The organism is Butyricimonas faecihominis (assembly GCF_033096445.1).
GTDB classification, from domain to species: Bacteria; Bacteroidota; Bacteroidia; order Bacteroidales; family Marinifilaceae; genus Butyricimonas; species Butyricimonas faecihominis.
In genome coordinates this window covers 3,185,141-3,202,298 of the sequence record NZ_AP028155.1, presented here as the reverse complement: position 1 = coordinate 3,202,298, position 17,158 = coordinate 3,185,141, and the positions used below count along the sequence as shown (strand labels likewise).

Genomic DNA, 17,158 nt, shown 5'->3' with positions numbered 1-17,158 from the left:
AAGGCACCCGGTATCCCTCCGAGTGCCGCCACTAAATCCATGTGAATAACGAGTATCAACGAATTGAAACAGATTATGACATGAATCAGTGGCAAAAGTAATGCAAATCGAGGGGAGAACAAAATAAGCTCGCTTATTTTTTATTCCGAGATGCAGCTTACTTTATTAAAAGGTACGTATTATTTTCTTCCTCCTTTCCTGTTAGTGAATTTTTTTGTGCCTTTGGCTTCGGGAAACACGAATTTTGTATTGAAATCCGCATCGAATGTGACCATTGCGCTGAACGGCTTGCCCTGCCTGCTCTTGAAGCCGTTGAGGACACCCGTGCTGCCTTTTGCCAGCAGTTCGTTCATTTCCGCGTCGGTGAGCGTCCTGCCCGCCATCTGGCGGAACACGGGCAGGGCGCAGTCCGGGTTGTCGCAGCGCACCACCTTGCCGTAGAACTGCATCGTACCCTTGCCGCACTTGGGGCAGGCACAGTCCGATGCCTTGTGCCCGAACAGCTTGTCCGAGGCAAGCAGTTCCGTGGTGATTTTCCGGGTATAGCTTTCAATGTCGCGGATGAATGCCTCGTGCGGCATCCTGCCTTTTTCTATCTCCGCCAGTTCCGCCTCCCAGCGTCCCGTCATCTCCACGTCGGCGATGTCCATGCCCCTGACGATGGAATACAGGGCAAGCCCTTTCTCCGTCGGCACGAGCGACTTCTTCACGCGCACCATGTATTCCCTTTTGAGCAGGGTCTCGATGATGGCGGCACGGGTGGCGGGCGTGCCGATGCCGCAGTCCTTCAACGCCTGCCGCGCTTCCTCGTCCTCCAAGCCCTCGCGCCCGGCGGTCTCCATCGCCGCCAGCAGGGTGCTTTCGGTATGCAACGGCTTCGGGCGTGTCATGCCCGAACTCATCGAACAGCCGCTCATTGCCAATATATCACCTTCTTTCCAGTCGGGCAAAACGGTGTCTATGTTGTCCTCGCCATAGACCGACCGCCAGCCCGCCTTGCGCACGATGCAGCCTTTTGTCTCGAACGCTATGCCCTCACACTCCGCCCGGACGGTGGTCGTGTCCTTGACGCACTCCGGGGAGAACGCTTCCACCATGCGCCCCACAATCATGTCGTAGATGGTCTGCTCGTCCTTGTAGAGCGCCAATGGACGGTTGGGTGTCACCAACAGGGCATGGTGGTCGGTCACTTTCGAGGCGTCCACGCTGCGGCGGTTCAGTCCGTCCAAGGCTCCAATCTTCTCCGCAAAGGAAGAATGGGTTGCCAGACGGTCGAACAGCATGGGCACTTCGTCAAACACGTCCTCCGGGATGTAGCGGCTTGATGTTCTCGGATAGGTGACGAGCTTCGCCTCGTAGAGCTTCTGCACGAGGGCGAGCGTCTGTTCCGCCGTGAAGCCGTGCCTCGTGTTCGCCTTCTTTTGTAGCGTGGTCAGGTCGTACAGGAGCGGAGGGTTCTCTATCTTTTCCCTCTTTTCGACTTTGGTAACGGTTGCTGCCATCTGTTCCTTTACCTTATTATATAGTATGGCGGCTTCCTCCTTGTCCTTCCATTTCTCCACCGAGGCGAACTTCACGACCTCATCCACGCTCACCGACGGCGTGGTGAAATGGAGCTGGTATACCGGTTCGGGCTGGAAACGCTTGTTCTCCCAAAAACGTTGGCAGACCATCGTCAGCGTGGGTGTCTGCACCCGTCCCACGGAATACGTGCCGCGCCCGGCGGCCACCGACAACGCCTGTGTGCCGTTGATGCCTACCAGCCAGTCGGCTTCGCTGCGGGCTTTGGCGGCTTGATAGAGGTTGTCGTATTCGCGGCCGTCCTTCAGTTTCTTTAATCCCTTGCGGATGGCGGCATCTGTCAGCGAGCTTATCCACAGCCTTTGGAACGGCAGGGTGCAGCCGATATAGGAATACAAATACCTGAAAATCAGTTCGCCTTCACGGGCGCAGTCGGTCGCCACGATGATGCCATCGCTTTCGTTCCACAGCTTGGTTATCACCTTGATTTGCTTCACCGCCGCCGCGTCCGCCTTGTAGCCCTTGTCCGTTTTTACCTGTCGGGGTATAAGCTCGAAGTTTTTAGGAATGACAGGCAGGCTGTCGCGCCGGAAGCCCTTGATGCCGTAGCCGTCTGGCAGGGCAAGCTGCACCAGATGCCCCAGCGCCCATGTCACGTGGTAGCCGTTCCCGGTGAAATACCCTTCTTCCCTTTTCATCGCGCCGACAATCCGTGCTATCTCACGGGCGACGCTCGGTTTTTCTGCCAATATGGTAATCATGTCTTTCTCTGTTTTTTTATTCGTTGATACTTTTGTCTTTAATGGGGATGAAACGGGGCACGGCATTGTTTGTGGGATATGCGCACAAGGCGGTGCATGTTCCCCGTTTCAGCCCGTCAATACTTATCGGATGGATTTAGTGGCGGCAATCAGGAAGATACTTTCATGCCTTTGGATTTCTTGGCCTGCTGCTTCTGCTGCGCATCATTCTTCGGCGTGGTCTGACCCTGCTGCAACGGCTCTTTCACGTGTTTGGTCGCTTCGTTGGTCTTCCCTTCGTTGTTCACGGCGAGCTGTGTCCGGCTCTCGTTGGACGGTGCGACGGTCTGCGCGAGGTCGGGGTTCTGCGAGTAGGTCAGCGGTCGGCCTTTCTCGAAGTTGAACTTCAGGTACTTCGTGCAGGGCTGGCCTTGGTCGTCCTTCGCATTGGCGAGCACCACCGTCTTGCCCGCCACGTAGTCGGCTATCTGCTGGTCGGTAAACACATCGTCTTTCCATTTCTTGATGGGGCGGATGCTCCCGTCCTCGTTTGTCCACGAGCGGTTACGGCGTTGCTGGTTATTCCCATCTTCTTCACCTTGTGACTGTTGGGGCGAATTGGAATTGTCCTGCGCCTTACCTTGGCCGTTTCCCTGACGCTGGGATTGCTGCTGCCTCGGTTGTCCCGGCACGAACTCCACATCGCGCTTGTCGGCGTTCACCTGCAACAAGGCTTGGAACTTGCGCCCGTTGGAGAGCATCACTTCCTTGGGCAAAGGCAATCCCGCACGTAGGATGTCCTGCTCTTCCCTTGACAGGTTGGTCTGTCCGATTTTGTTAGGGATGCGCACCTTGTCGGCAGGGATGTCCACGATTTCATTCGTCAGGCGGTCGATGCTGATGTAGTGGGGCTTGATTTCACCTGTCTTCTCGTTGGCGAAGTTGACGGGCTTGCCGAGGTTGCCCGTGCGTTTCAACGTCTTCTTGTCCTCTTCGGTGAAGGTGTAGCCCCTGTGGGGGATGTCAAGGCGTGGTTCATTGCGGATAAAATGGGGTGTCAGCTTCAGATAGCCGTCCTCCATCTTCTGGAAAGACAATCGGGCCTGCAATTCGTAACTCTCATAGCCGAAGGTCGGCTTTACCGTCACTAATCCCGTCTTGCCGTAGTTCATCAGGGCTTTTAGGTCCTTTTCCGAGAGTTTCTCCTTGTCAATGCCGCACTTGCGCAGTTCCTCCCAGTTTACTTGGTCGTCCGCTATCAGATTAGGCTTCTCCTGTGTTTCAGCTACCTGTGGCTGCTGAACATCCTTCTCTTGTTTCAGTTCTTCTTTCTTTTCCATTTCTTCTGTCTTTTTAATGGGTTCGTTGTTATTTTTTTCTTGTTTGACATTCTCTGTTTCTGCTTGTTGCTGGTACTTGGCGGTGTCCACCTTGTGCGAGGCAAGTATCTCCGCGTTTGCCACGGGGTCTTTCAGGAAGTCCTTGATGACGGGAAGCAGCGTGTCCACCGCATCCGCCGCCACCCGATAGAAGCCGAAGCGCGTCGGCTCCTTGCACTGGCGGTAGAAGTTCTTGAAGAAATTGTCCACCATGTCCCCGTGGCGGTCGAAGCGCAGGAAGTCCTGCGAGTGTTCCGGCTTCGCGGGCTTCGTATTGGGGTAGCCCTTGCCGTCCAGCCCGGCGACCACGCTGATCTCGCCCGTTTTCTCGTCGCGGACGACCAGCACGTCCTCTTGCTTTTTCTTTTTCTGTTCCATTTTTTTCGATGTTTTTTAATGGGTTATCAAAATCACAGCTTGCGCCATTCGTCTATTTCCTTCTCATATATTTCCAAGTGGCGGCGGACGATGTTTTCCGTCAATCCTGAAACGCTCATTTTCCGCTCACCGAACAACCGGACTATCCGGTCCAGCCTGTCACGGGTCTCCTTGCTGAGGAATACCGGCTTGCGGTCTTCAATGGCAGGCACGGGCAGGTAAATCCGCCTGTAATCCGCCAAGGCTTCCTTGCAGGTGGCCATACTCGGTTTCTGTTCTCTGGTTTCAGCCGTCATGGCCATGTTTTCTTTTTCCGTTGCCATCATTTTTACTTTTATTTTTTAGGTGAATACTTCTTGTGGCCCGGTCTTTTGCCGGATTTGTTCTTTGGGGCTTCCATGCCGGGTTGCTCTTTCATGCGGAGCACCTTGGTACCGCCTTGCAGCACTTCCTCCATATTTTGGCTGATGAACTCCAGCACGTCCGATTCCTTGTAATAGGTCTTGTGACCAATCCGTTGGTAACGGAGCCTGTACTTGCTTCGGAAGCGTTGCAGCGACCGTTTGCTTGTCCTCAGCATCTCGCACAGGTCCTGGTTGTCGTACAACCGTTCCCCGTCCAGGTACTTCACTCCGGCGGCATCCTTGTTCACCAGCACCGAGATGATCCGGTCCTGGCGGTCGAAACGTTCCATGATGCGTCCCATCCATTCCTCGAAGGTGTCCCGCCCGACCGTTTCCGCCGTCTTCGGGATATTCTCCTTCTTGAAGATTCTTGCGGCTTGCCCGCCACTGCTTCCCGCCGCTTCCACGGCCGGGTTCTGTTTCACTTTCTCTGTGTCCATATCGTTCCTTGTTGATGATTACGCTGCAAAAATCGGTATTGTGCAAGAGGCGTTTTCCATAGTCGTTACCGAGTCGGCAATGATTTTTTTGAAAAGTCCCGTCCGGCAGGTCTGAAAAAGCTTTTATGCCGCTGTTTCCATCCCTCAAGGTACATAAGGTGTCTTGCCTTACCATATATTATATATAAGGTGTGGGGCAGGGACTGGAACAGGAATGATGGGGAGATAGATGTACCCGAAGAACGCCAACGGCTGCCACGACAACGCCAAATGCTGCCACGCGCCTGACAAGCGGTGGACTCTGCCCGTAATTCCGTTTACTTTGCGGCATAATCACAATTAAACGGTAATCTTATGGAAAATGTAATCGTAATCGAGCAAAAGACTTTTGAGGAATTGATGGCGCGTTTCAACCGGCTGGCCGGAATGGTGGACAGGTTCTGCCGCAAGGCGGAGGAGAAACGCCTCAGTGAATGGCTGGACAGCACGGAGGTGTGCCAGATCCTGCAAATCAGCCCGCGCACCTTGCAGACGCTGCGCGACAACGGCACGCTGGCTTACTCACAGATTGTGCGCAAGATGTTCTACCGGGCGGAGGACGTGCGGCGCATCGTGCCGCTGGTGGAGGAACGCCGCACCCTGGCGGCCTTGAAAGGAAAAACTATTTGAGGAAGGTTAAATGAGTATCACTTAAATCAGACTGACAATGAACGAATTGATGACAAGGGAAAGCGGACAGATGGCCGCGCTGTTCAGAATGCTGGAGCACGCATTGGACCACATTGAATTATTGGCCGAAAACTACCGCCCCGTATTGGGCGGGGAACGCTACCTGACAGACCGGGAAGTGGCCAAATTGTTGAAGACCTGCCGCCGGACATTGCAGGAATACCGGGATGCGGGGCGCATGTCTTATATCCAGCTGGGAGGGAAAATCCTGTACCGGGAGTCGGATATCGAACGGCTGCTGATGGAGGGTTATCGGGAGGCATTCCGTATCGGAACCTGAGAAGGACATGGGAAAAATGTAGGTGGCGGTAGAAGTCGTGTACGCATTGAAAAGTGGACCACCCTTTCCGGTATTTGCAAAAAACACTTGCAAATGACCCGGCCACCTGTAGGAATGTACGAAAGCGGCGCATCACGGGAGATAATCCTCTCATGATGCGCCGCTTTATTGTGCGTGAGTTGATAATACGGTCAATTCCGCACCATTTGCCAATGCGGACTGACCGGAAAGATGAACAGGCGGGCGGTATTCCGTCCACCGTGGCAAGTGAATTTTCCGATGACCCGTTCTCGCAGACGTTTTGCCCCGCAGGTATGAAGGCGGAAGGCAAGGGCAATGACCAACGGGAGGCCGTACAGCACGTCCATCCCGTACCCGTCCGCTTGGCGGACACGACGTTCCGCTTCGCCGGGATTCAGGATGCCGCTCTTGTACACGGCCTTTATCGCCGCCCGGAGCGTGAGGGCAACCACGCCGAACAGTTCCATCAGTTCCGGTTCATTCATCCAGATGGCTGTTGCGGAAACATCCGGCACGTGAAGTGTGCCGTGTTCGTCCAAAGTGATAATGTAACGTTCCATGATTCCTGACTTTTTTGTTATTCATCCATTGGCATTTCGTTCCGGCTGTTGCGCCGTTCCATCAGACGGTCCATGTCCTTCGATATCTTGCAGTCGGTAATCTGCGCATAAATCTGGGTGCTGTTGATGTCGGCATGGCCCATCATCTTCGCCGCGCTTTCTATGGAAATGCCCTCGGAGACCAAAAGGGTACCGAAGGTGTGCCTTGCGGCGTGATGGGAAAGGTTCTTCTGGATGCCCAGCATGACACCCAGCCCGTGAATGTCGTACCAAAGGATGTCCCGCTTGGGCAGGGGGAACACGGGACGGGTGTCGTCCGTGGTATTGTACAGTTCCAGAATCTGCCGAGCGGCCGGGTGCAGGGGGACGAAGGTCTCCACCTCGGTCTTTTCCCTCGGCTTGCGGATATAGAGCCTGCCCTCAGAAGTTTTGCCGATGTGTCGGGGGTACAGGTTATACACGTCCGCGTACGCCAGACCGGTCAGCGAGGAGAAGATGAACATGCGGCGGGCCAGCTCCACCTTGGGATCCGGCATCGGCGTGGCCATAAGGCGTTTCAGCTCGCTGCGGCTGATGTGGCGCATCTTGGGCGGGTCCTTCTTCTCATAATGCACGTCCTCCAAGGGGTTGCACCGGAGCACGCCCTCATCCACCGCAATATAGATAAGGCGGTTCAGCCAGCACAGGCAGTGGTTCACATGCCCGGAGGCATAACCCAGTTCCTTTTTCAGGAACAGTTTGAACGAATGGCCGAACTCCTCCGTGATGTCGGAAAAGGCGATGTCCTCCAGGCCACGGGACTGGAGGAACTGTTGCAGGTTGAGCTGCGTGGTCTTCGACTGCCGGAACGTGGAAGTCGAATGGATTTGTTCGGCACGCAGCCTGAGCCGTTCCCGCTCCGCTTCGCCGCCTTTGAGAAGGGTCTGGGGAATGGTCGCCACACCTGTCACGGCGTTTTTCAGCAGTTCGGCGCTGACTGCGCCCTGTTCTTTCAGGAGGCGGTCATAAGCCCGTTCGAGATTCAGGCGGAATTCTGCGAGGCGGTTGTTCTCGCGGGGCTGGCGGATGGTTCCCGTCTGGCTGTTCCAATCCTCCGGACGGCAGAAGATGCCGGTCGTGATGAGGATGCTTTTGCCGTCGATGGACACACGGCAAAGGACGGCGGTCGTGCCGTCGGACTTGATTCTTTTCCTATTGATATAGGGCAATATCTTGAAAGTGCTACGCATGATGGTTCATTTTAGCTGATGTTCTACATTTATTTTTTTCCAATCTCGTTTTTACAACCCTTTCTCATAAAACCAGTTCAAGGTCTTTGGTCGCCTCAATGAAGCGGTCCATGTCCTCGAACAGCTTTTTCGGGGTGACTCGGGCATAGATCTGGGTCGTCTTTATATTGTTATGTCCCAGCATCTTGCTGATGGTCTCGATGGGCACGCCCTCTTCGAGCGTGACAAGCGAGGCAAACGAGTGCCTTCCCATATGATAGACGAGTTCGGTCGTCAGTCCGGCCAGCACGCGCAGGATTTTCATGTTCGCCCGAAGCGTACTGTACAGCTGGTTAGGGAACAGGGTCTCCCGCAAATCGTCCCGGTATTTCTCTATCAGGGCAATGGCCTCGGGTAGCAGTTTGACGCGCGCCGTCAGTTCGTTCTTTTTCCGTCGGTATTTCAACCACAGGCTGCCTTCATCGTCGGTGAAGAGGTTCTCGCGGGTAATGGATATGGTGTCCGCATAGGCGGTTCCGGCATAACAGGCAAACAGGAACAGGTCCCTCGTAAGGACGAGGGAGCGGCGCTTTTCCGGGATTTCCAAGTCACGCAGCTTCTCGAAGTCCTCGCGGCTCAACGCCTTCGGGGTGGTCTCCTTCTGCTTGGGTATCTTGAAATGCAGGAAATGGTACCGCTCGGAGAACCCTTCCTTGTACGCTATCCGGCAGATCCGTTTCAGCAGGGCCAGATGATGCCGTGAGGTCTGGTTGGAATACCCGCATTTTACTTCGATATAGGACTGGTATTCCCGAATGAACTGTTCGTTCAACGCACCGAAGGCGATGTCCTTCACCTTGTATTTTTTCCTGACAAACTCGCCGAGCGTTTTCCGCGCATAATGGTAGGTGCTCATGGAGGACGCGCACACATCGATGCCGATGCGCTCCCTCGTTTCCTCGATGTGCCGGTCGAACAGCCGGAGCAGGGTCATCTGGGTTTCCATGCTTCCCTGGAAAAGGTTCCTCACGTCCGCAGCGCCGAAATCGCGTTTCCGTTCCTGCAATTCATTGAATGCCGCATGGATGGCCAGCAGCAGTTTCTCGATTTTCGCATTGGTCTCCACCGCCTCGCGGCTCTTTCCTTCCAGACGGTTTTCACGCACGTTCCACAGCTTGGGCGTGCACGAGAGCTTGGTGCTGAACTGCGCCACCGTCCGGTTCAATGTGATGCGTCCCATGATGGGAGCTTTGCCCGACTTGTCGGGTTCGGTCTTCTTCAAAAACAGCAAGACCTTGAATTTCTCAATTTTCATACGCCTACATTTTTTTGAGTGCAAAGTTATTATGAATGTAAGCGTTCATCGCTACGCAAAATACTGAGTATCATAGAAAAACAACCCGTCGGAGAACTTTTTTCAATCATCCGGTTAACACGGCAGGTTTCCGAAACAACCTGTTAACGGTTAAGAAACGGAACCGATTCGGCATTCCGTCTGAATCCGTTTCAGAAAGGTGTGCCAGATAATGAAATGTAGCTCATTTCTAACAGATTATGTTTCTAACGCGCTGTTCTATTTGATGTTGCTATGCTAATGAGTTCCCACACTGCCCGTCATACATTTGCCACAATGATGCTCACGTTGGGGGCAGATTTGTACACGACAAGCAAGTTACTAGGGCATACACAGGTGAAAACCACCCAGATTTACGCTAAGATCGTGGATAAGAAAAAAGACGAGGCGGTGAACCTTGTAAATGATGTGTTTAACAAATAAAGTGGGTAGCGATATGGATAAAAAGGTAGAAAAACAGACACTTGAAGAACTTCAAGCCAGATTTGAGGCTTTGTGTGATGAACAAGAGCAACTACCAAGAGAGGGTTTTGCTAAAGTCTTTGAGGTATTAGATGGAATGGAAGAAACATTTACGCCTCAACACCCTTATACCGAGAATGAAGATATAATAAATAAGGCACTTGAAATAACAGGACATAGCAACGATGAGGCTTTTTGCAAGGCTTTCAAAAGAAACAATCAAATAATGATTGAGGGAAAGAAGATACAGGCTAAAGGTTTAGAAATCTTTGCGATGCAACAACATGAAAAGATACAAGAAGAGCCACATAGTCCTAACGAGTGGCAATTTGTACCGATAAGGATTTTGGCACCAAAAGAAATAATGGATAACGTGATAAATCCAATACTTGAAACCGATGCTAAAGAGGGAAAAGGACTATATGGTAACATAACCGACATTCCAGAAGAAGATGAAAGTTTAGATGAATGGTTTGATATAGAAGCCTATGGGATTAAGTGTAGTTTAGAGCCTCTTTATAGGGATTTACAAAACTATGGAGTTGTGGATAGTGTGCTGGAAAATGACACAATAAGGGAATATTATTTGAAAGTTATAAAGAGTTTGATATGTTTCATTAGGGATAACACAGATAAGCCCAACAAAATAAGAAACCACATATCAAAGACTTTAAAAGGGCTGGATGATATACCGGGATTTGGACTGCTTCTGCAAATACTGTTATTACAGGGGCTTGTAAAATGGTTTGAAAATGTGGACTTGAAAAAGGGTGATAACGGTTATAATGAAGCGTGTAGCCTTGTTCAATGGATAGGGGAACAGCTAATGAAAAAAGAAATAAGTTTTTGCTATTTTAGATGGGGAGAGAATGATAAAAAGAGGCTTAAACCGCTTTGTGACTATCTATATTCAACTGAAGTAGGGAAAATTGTACAAAATAGCCTTTTTGAAAAACAAACAGATTGTAGCTTTATTGTTGATGGAGAGAATGGAGCCAAAAGGATGTTGAAAAAATCCACAAGTGACATAAAAACGACTGATGAGAATGATTTACTAAGTAAACAAGATAAAGTAACCCAACGGGGGCGACAAAGTAAAACATTTAGAGATTGCTTGCAAAACGTTGATAAGCTCCAGACTTTACACGATGTTATGAACGGGAAAAAAGGCAAAGAGGTAGCTTTGATAATGAAAGTAGCGATACAAATCGGCTGGATAACAAAACCCACTTTCAAGGCTGTAGAAGATGAGTTTGGCAACATTGGAAATAGAAGCAACTACAATAAATATATCAATGAGAATAATAGATTTACCAACGATGAGATAGATGGCATGAAGCAAGCCCTGTTATCCAGCTAGTGGACTTTAAAAGAAGCATTTAGTAGCATTTAATAGACACAAACAAAGTGGCTATTAAGTGCTATTTTATTGATTGCTATACATTTGATTTTCATGTTTATGTTTGCACCATGTTTAACAGGCAGAGGGGCAAGTGTACATAGTTCCAATGTCACAAAATGAAAGACAATGGAAGAAAAGATAGATCAAATTTTAGTCTATTCATTGTTGGCCGCTAAAAACGTGCTAACATTGGAAGATGCAGCGTTATTGACAGGGTTAAGTAAATCACACCTGTACCGCCTAACGTGTACCCACCAGATACCATTTTACAAGCCCAACGGCAAGCAAATCTACTTTGACCGGATAGAGTTAGAGGCGTGGATGAAACAGAACCGGGTTGCCACGCAACAAGAGACGGGGCAAAAAGCGGTTAACTACGTTGTAACGGGTAAACAGAAGGGAGGCACGCTATGATCACTCCCAATATACGTTATTACGCCAAAATGGAAGATTGCACGGGATCCGGGAAAATACCCAAATACGTAATAACAACCGAGGCGGGGTATTACCCACCGATGGAAAAAATAACAGGCAGGGACGGCAAGGTATCAATGTATTTACAGGTGAGCAAGGATAGCGGCAGCAAGAAAGACAACGCCCCATCTATGAAATTACAGGCTAAAAACAGCCTCAATTTTACTGGGTTAAAAGAGTATTTCATTAATGGGAAACTAAGCGGTTACGCTTATGGTTATCCTCTGGCAGACAAAAACTACTCTAAAGATAAAAAGTCTAATCCGTTTTTTGAATACCGGGATGACGGTTTTCTCTTCATTATTCATCAAGATAAAACAGCGACAACGACCAAAGATCAAATCAAACCCGATATTATAGAGTTGATTGTACTAGAGGGAGCAAAAGTATTGATCGCTTCATATTGCAAACAACTCATGATAGGAGGTTTTGACGAGGCGATAAAGGCTTTAAGGGAGCAAGCAAAACGGGTGGAAACCCAGACCCGGTAATATGTAACTTGTACCCAAAATTTGGTAACAATGTACGACAAGGTGAAGTTATGGGTGATGAGGACAAGGGACACCCCCGATGTTAGTAATTTCCTTGATAAAGCAAAAGATCACGTGGATCATGAAACGGGAGAGGTTTGCACTTTTGGTAGCCTAGAGGGGTTGAAAGTGTCTGTTTACACGGGTGGAATCTCTATAATAGGGAGTTTGGCAAAGTTTATTTATCCAAACAACATTTACCCGTTAGACAGGCACGGGACGAGACAAGCGATAACAAAGCTATCAGACTGTCTGCATTTGGATGTTTCCGATGCTAGGGTTACAAGCATGGAATTTGGGCAAGTTTTTGTGATGAGACACCCGGTAGAGAGTTACCTTTCAAAATTGGGAGACACACCAAAGTTGCTAAGGTATCATTTTGACGTGGGAACGCTTTACTACAAGCCCAAAAGCCCACGTCAACACAAGGTACTAGCTTTCTATGACAAGAAAGCCGATGCAGGGGTTAAAGGGATGGTTTTGCCTGATGGCTTTGACGATGCCAACTTGTTAAAGTATGAAATGAGGTTTAACGGGCGACTACCACAACAAATGAACGTGCCGGAGGTTGTTGCCTCAACCCTATCAGAAAACGGGTTTTACCGCCTGATGGTGAAAAAATACCAAGAAAACTATTTTGCAATATCCAAGTTGAACCAAGTAAAAACAGATATTATGAGCGAGATTAAAACCGTTTCAGATGCTTTTGACGTGTTGGTTGCTCGTCTTATCAACCAGAGCGACCAGACACAAATAGCGGCTTTCATGGAAGAATTGAAAGAGGCTAAAGTTTTTGATGACCGGAAAAGCTACACTCGATTAAAGAAGAAAATACAAGACGTGGCAACCAAAGCGGGCGTGACCGTTTCCGATGAACTAGTCAGGGAACTAGACGATGAGATTAAAAACGTGGGGGTTTACGTGTAGTTCCCACGGGTAGTATGCAAGTTGTTATCAAAAATTGGGTACAAGTGTATCGTTAAAAGTAAGAATGATATTATTAACATAATTGCAGATCAAGAGAGAAACAGAACATGGAAAAATATCGTTAGGGTGTCTTATAATAAGTGGTAGATGTACCCAAAATTTGGTAACAAATTAATAAATCGGGATGAATGACCAAAAATACATCAAGTGTTAAAATGATATTTTGAAACAAGAACAAAAAAACAATACACCATGCAAAAAACGGGAGAGGATAAAAACTACATTTATTTCATGGATCACTTTCAAGACACCCCGGTACAAGTGATTCAAGACAAAAAAACCATGGAGATATTTTTCAATGCCGATGATGTTGTCAGGATCTTGGGTTTTGGGAGTAGTTTTAAGGAGTTTCTGGGAACCGATGAGGGGTTGGATTACATCAACGAGTACAAGAAAGATCATCCCGGCGTTGATATGTTTGGAGACGATGGAATGATTAGACAGGTGACAAAAGATTAAGCAACGATACATGAAAACACGATTTAAAGCCCGTTCCCCTCCATTTGAGGCATTTTGAGGCGTGGATATGATAATTTTTATCGTGTCGTGATGATTGATACTTTAAAATGGGCTTGTTTGAGGTTGCATGATAAAACGGGCTTTCCTCTCATCCACGCTTTCCCGGTGGTACAACGGTGAGATCACGGTGAGAGATGCAAGAAATCACGGTAAGATCACGGTAAGGGTTACCACAAGATTACCGCAAGGGTAGAGCGAGAATCACGGCAAGATCACGGCAAGGGGTGAACAAAAAATAGGACAAGGTTAGGACAAGGATAAAAGGGGCAAGGGTAGGTCAAGGGTAAAAGCATATTTTCAACAATCATAACGGCAATATTGGAAATAATAATTTTTTCATCATTCAAGTATTGATTTTAAAGAACCGGGGATTTTCTTCACGGGCAACAACAAAAAGATCGTGATAAACTTTCCTGTCTTTTTCTTCTCTCGTGTAAAGGACAAGTCAAGCAAGAACTTGCACGTCCTTTTTCTTATAACTTGTAACAAAAAAGTCAATGGAGAAAGTTGCCGGGGATTTCCCGTGAAAGCGAGAAGAAAAACATACACCAGAACCTCATAAAACCTCAGAACCTTATAAAACCTTATATTTTTTTGAATTAAATTTTGATTACATGAAGATGATAACTAGATTTGCTATCCCTAAATCTTTAAGCGACCGCCTAAAGCGGTTGTAATGAACGTATTTTGCCCGTTGTATGGTGGTGGTAGTGGAAACGCCCACACGGTGACTTAAAGAACCGAGGACACCTAAACAATGGGCATTTTTATTCCTAAAATCTTTAAGTTATGGAAACAACACAATTAACCGTCCACGAGGACAAGAAAGAGCAAGAACACGTGAAAAGAGTTTATGACCGTCCATCTCGTTTTGACAAGATCGACAAGTTAACACAAGATCAGCGTGACGAGCTGGCAGTATTTGGTAAAAAGGTGCTAGAAGTGGGAGGCTTTGACGTGCTTGTGAATACTTTATTGTACTGTCTGGAATCGGGTGTGCAAGAAAAGGATTTCATGGAACGAGGCTATGCAAGTATCATTGTAGAGTTGATACAATGTATTACAGATTTACAAAATGAATGTTATTCTGATCACGTGACCTTGTGGGGCAGGTGTGGCATCAAGTATGACAATGATGTTAATGGATGGGATTACAGGGGAATTATTTAAACATCATCAAAATGGAATCACAAGACACGCACACGGGGCTAAAAAATTGGCCGTGCAATCTAGAAAAAATCTATGAAGATGAAACCACGACATTCTATGCCGACAATTTTAACGGGCATAGGGTGTTTGTACTCGTGCAACAAGAGAGACAAATTTTCATACAGGCCGAGAATGGCATAATCATTAACGATTACATTAAAACCGTCTGCAAACCGTCAATTTTCAATGATAACGGTGACAAGGTGTGTAAATGGTATTTTGGTGATGATCACTTCATTTTTAGGCTGGAAGAATCGGGAAGTATATCCGTTTCAAGCAACAAAATAGAACTGGTAAACCTTTATTGTGAACCCGGTAACCTGAAACGGATTAAGGATTTCCTGAATAGATACTAGTACCACCATCCTGTTTGTAAGCGTCCCCGGTTCAATCATGGCCGGGGATTTTTATTTGAGAAATCAAGCGAGAACCTGATAAAACCTGACACGTCAAATTTAAACGAGTAACAAAATACCCACGTTTTTGTTACCCGGTTTTTACCGTAGTGTCTAATAGACATCATTTCACGTGTCAAGTCGTGTAGTCTTGGGTAATTGGGTTACTGAATCGGTAACCGTTTACTGGCACCTCATCGGTAGGTTTATTTTGGGGACTTCAAATGTTTTCATATATTTGTATCAGAAAAGCCCGCCAAAGGCAATAAAAATGGCCGTTTTGTTACTGGATTGTTACCCGCTTTCATAACAAGCGGGCTTTTTATTTTAATTATCAATTCATTACATTGACTTGTGTAGGTTATCGCCAAACACCCAGTTACAAATAAACAGCCACCCCACACTAAACCATTATATATTGAGAAATTATATATGGCAAGCATGAGCGTTTGTACCGTTTATCCCTGTAACTTAAAAATTGGCGATTTTCTTGTAAAGGATAAAACCAAACACTTCTTATTAATATGTCTGCCCCCTAGATCACTCCAAAGGACACCACAAATGTAAATAATAATTAGCATTCTACAAACGCTCAACAGGGGTGGCTGTATGACAAAAGTATTAAATTTCAAGGTGAATAGCTTGCAATCACTCTTAATATATAACCATTCTACAATTCACCTCTATGGCTGTCTATTCAATATAAACAACCAGAGAGGTGAAAATCCTTACCCTCTCTTGGATAGTAACAGGATTATAAAAAAGATAAAAACAGCACAAGATTCCACTATTGCTGATCTGGGATAGATGGTGAACAAGGCAATGATGTAACCGATGAAAGTGATCAGAAACATCACCATGTACCATTTTAAATTCCTTTCAAATTTCTTATCTCTCATCTATCTTGAATGTAATTATTCCCTCTAGTAACCTTCCTCTGAATAGCTGGAATAACCATCTTCCCCCACGATGATATGATCCAGACAATTCATGTTTAACAGCTTGCAAGCCTCCATCATGTTCTTGGTTATTTTTATATCCTCTGGACTGAAAGCTAAACTCTGGCTTGGGTGATTATGGAATATAATTAGATTGACTGCATTAGTCTTTATCATCAATTGCAAGGTGGTTCTTGGGTCTATAATAGTATGCTCTTGATTCCCGACACTCAATCTTGCGACACCTAACACCTTGCAGCTTGTATTTAATAGCATCACCCATGCCTCTTCATGGTGATATAAACAACCCTCAAAAAAGGGTCTGATGAGTTTATATGCCTCCATCGCCATGGTGACCCTTGGTCTATCCTTTGGTTTAACCTCTGGCTTGTATTTAATCTCCACCTCTGATAATAGTGTTAAATCATTACAACCTTCTCCTGTTCTAGTTTCACTGATAATTGGTGATGATAGATTCTTTTCATTCATGATTATAAATTTAATTGATAAGACACTGGTTTTAAATAGAGAAGTGGATAACATGAATGAAGTTTCATTACAAGTTACCCACTTCCATTTTGTTTTTAATTAAGGTCATACTGGGGGATGTGAGGTTGAATAGTCTAATCACTCGCCTAGCTTGATAAATTTTCAACTTGTACCATCTTTATAAAAATAACAAGCTAATCAATCATCCCCTCCCAACACTTCAATGGTATATATTATAGTATATATATCAATCAAAGTGTATGAGGGGGAATGAATGTTTCCTTTTTAATCTTTATCATCATCATTCTAAAAGGAAAAGGATGGGAGAGATGGATGCCAGAGGGGGAAAAAGGATAAGGTTTATTTACCAGAAGTGTAGCATGGGTATAAAAAAAGCAACCACTTTTCAGTGATTGCTTGATGAATTAAATATCAACTAGAATTGTATCCAGTTTCCCACTCCTTGCCAGTTCTTGTAAATGCTGCCATAACTTCGCTGAACCTTCTCGAAGTAGATCATGATTGAGGTATTCAATATCAGTTGAATGATTGTAATGTTCCGTTATTTTAAATGGAACGAAACTTGGAGATTGCTCCTTCTCTTTTTTTTCTTTTTTCTTCATGTTGTTTTGTTTTAAGTTTGTAGTAAATGATAATTCTCTCCCAACACTTCAAACTGTTATTTTTAAAGTAATAATCATGTAGAAGTGTAGGGAGAGGGAAAGAGTGAAGAGCTACC

19 protein-coding genes and 1 pseudogene are annotated in these 17,158 nt (G+C 47.0%); 10 read left to right on the top strand and 10 right to left on the bottom strand.

Going from position 1 to position 17,158, the window contains the following annotated elements; all coding sequences use genetic code 11:
- Window positions 1-179: 179 nt before the first annotated feature.
- The 4 genes from R8806_RS13210 to R8806_RS13195 form a co-directional block, all read right to left on the bottom strand.
- Window positions 180-2,282 carry a type IA DNA topoisomerase gene (locus tag R8806_RS13210; protein ID WP_004322053.1) on the bottom strand — a complete coding sequence of 701 codons (2,103 nt, stop codon included), beginning with the start codon at window positions 2,280-2,282 and terminating at the stop codon, window positions 180-182.
- A gap of 149 nt (window positions 2,283-2,431) precedes the next feature.
- Entirely contained in the window at window positions 2,432-4,018 is a 1,587-nt protein-coding gene (locus R8806_RS13205; RefSeq protein ID WP_004292754.1) for a DUF3945 domain-containing protein, read from the bottom strand.
- A gap of 32 nt (window positions 4,019-4,050) precedes the next feature.
- Entirely contained in the window at window positions 4,051-4,344 is a 294-nt protein-coding gene (locus R8806_RS13200; RefSeq protein WP_004292753.1) for a DUF3408 domain-containing protein, read from the bottom strand.
- Window positions 4,345-4,352: 8 nt separating this feature from the next.
- Complete coding sequence (locus tag R8806_RS13195; protein WP_004292752.1) at window positions 4,353-4,862, bottom strand: helix-turn-helix domain-containing protein; 510 nt, start codon at window positions 4,860-4,862, stop codon at window positions 4,353-4,355.
- 354 nt (window positions 4,863-5,216) lie between these two features.
- Here R8806_RS13195 and R8806_RS13190 point away from each other — a divergent pair, with 354 nt between their 5' ends.
- Window positions 5,217-5,531, top strand: coding sequence for a helix-turn-helix domain-containing protein (locus R8806_RS13190; RefSeq protein ID WP_004292751.1), 315 nt, complete (start codon window positions 5,217-5,219; stop codon window positions 5,529-5,531).
- Window positions 5,532-5,568: 37 nt separating this feature from the next.
- The gene (locus R8806_RS13185; RefSeq protein ID WP_004292750.1) at window positions 5,569-5,871 is read left to right on the top strand and encodes a helix-turn-helix domain-containing protein; all 303 of its coding nucleotides are present in this window, start codon (window positions 5,569-5,571) and stop codon (window positions 5,869-5,871) included.
- 191 nt (window positions 5,872-6,062) lie between these two features.
- On the opposite strand, the gene R8806_RS13180 is transcribed toward R8806_RS13185, so the two are convergent.
- The 3 genes from R8806_RS13180 to R8806_RS13170 all read right to left on the bottom strand — a co-directional run bounded on the left by R8806_RS13180 (window position 6,063) and on the right by R8806_RS13170 (window position 8,975).
- Window positions 6,063-6,452, bottom strand: a complete 390-nt coding sequence (locus R8806_RS13180; protein WP_004292749.1) for a hypothetical protein — start codon at window positions 6,450-6,452, stop codon at window positions 6,063-6,065.
- Between the two features lie 17 nt (window positions 6,453-6,469).
- Window positions 6,470-7,681, bottom strand: a complete 1,212-nt coding sequence (locus R8806_RS13175) for a site-specific integrase (protein ID WP_004322054.1) — start codon at window positions 7,679-7,681, stop codon at window positions 6,470-6,472.
- Between the two features lie 64 nt (window positions 7,682-7,745).
- Window positions 7,746-8,975: a site-specific integrase gene (locus R8806_RS13170; RefSeq protein WP_004292747.1), complete on the bottom strand. Its 1,230-nt coding sequence runs from the start codon at window positions 8,973-8,975 to the stop codon at window positions 7,746-7,748.
- A gap of 282 nt (window positions 8,976-9,257) precedes the next feature.
- Between R8806_RS13170 and R8806_RS13165 the strand changes: the two are divergent.
- The 8 genes and pseudogenes from R8806_RS13165 to R8806_RS13130 form a co-directional block, all read left to right on the top strand.
- Window positions 9,258-9,437: pseudogene (locus R8806_RS13165) on the top strand (tyrosine-type recombinase/integrase); the annotation flags it as partial.
- Window positions 9,438-9,450: 13 nt separating this feature from the next.
- The gene (locus R8806_RS13160) at window positions 9,451-10,836 is read left to right on the top strand and encodes a hypothetical protein (protein ID WP_124317529.1); all 1,386 of its coding nucleotides are present in this window, start codon (window positions 9,451-9,453) and stop codon (window positions 10,834-10,836) included.
- A gap of 168 nt (window positions 10,837-11,004) precedes the next feature.
- On the top strand, window positions 11,005-11,292 hold the full coding sequence (locus R8806_RS13155) for a helix-turn-helix domain-containing protein (RefSeq protein ID WP_124317528.1): 288 nt from the start codon (window positions 11,005-11,007) through the stop codon (window positions 11,290-11,292).
- A gap of 29 nt (window positions 11,293-11,321) precedes the next feature.
- The gene (locus R8806_RS13150; RefSeq protein WP_229783037.1) at window positions 11,322-11,843 is read left to right on the top strand and encodes a hypothetical protein; all 522 of its coding nucleotides are present in this window, start codon (window positions 11,322-11,324) and stop codon (window positions 11,841-11,843) included.
- A gap of 30 nt (window positions 11,844-11,873) precedes the next feature.
- Window positions 11,874-12,809, top strand: a complete 936-nt coding sequence (locus R8806_RS13145; protein WP_124317526.1) for a saccharopine dehydrogenase family protein — start codon at window positions 11,874-11,876, stop codon at window positions 12,807-12,809.
- Between the two features lie 252 nt (window positions 12,810-13,061).
- On the top strand, window positions 13,062-13,328 hold the full coding sequence (locus R8806_RS13140) for a hypothetical protein (RefSeq protein WP_124318493.1): 267 nt from the start codon (window positions 13,062-13,064) through the stop codon (window positions 13,326-13,328).
- Between the two features lie 849 nt (window positions 13,329-14,177).
- Window positions 14,178-14,558, top strand: coding sequence for a hypothetical protein (locus R8806_RS13135; protein ID WP_124318130.1), 381 nt, complete (start codon window positions 14,178-14,180; stop codon window positions 14,556-14,558).
- An 11-nt stretch (window positions 14,559-14,569) separates the two neighbouring features.
- Window positions 14,570-14,953 (top strand): hypothetical protein, encoded by a 384-nt coding sequence (locus R8806_RS13130; protein WP_124318131.1) that lies wholly within the window; start codon window positions 14,570-14,572, stop codon window positions 14,951-14,953.
- A 767-nt stretch (window positions 14,954-15,720) separates the two neighbouring features.
- Here R8806_RS13130 and R8806_RS13125 read toward each other — a convergent pair.
- The 3 genes from R8806_RS13125 to R8806_RS13115 form a co-directional block, all read right to left on the bottom strand.
- Window positions 15,721-15,891 (bottom strand): hypothetical protein, encoded by a 171-nt coding sequence (locus R8806_RS13125; RefSeq protein ID WP_317715695.1) that lies wholly within the window; start codon window positions 15,889-15,891, stop codon window positions 15,721-15,723.
- A gap of 24 nt (window positions 15,892-15,915) precedes the next feature.
- Entirely contained in the window at window positions 15,916-16,419 is a 504-nt protein-coding gene (locus R8806_RS13120; RefSeq protein WP_164720011.1) for a JAB domain-containing protein, read from the bottom strand.
- Between the two features lie 425 nt (window positions 16,420-16,844).
- Window positions 16,845-17,042: a hypothetical protein gene (locus R8806_RS13115; RefSeq protein WP_124318133.1), complete on the bottom strand. Its 198-nt coding sequence runs from the start codon at window positions 17,040-17,042 to the stop codon at window positions 16,845-16,847.
- Window positions 17,043-17,158 lie beyond the last annotated feature (116 nt).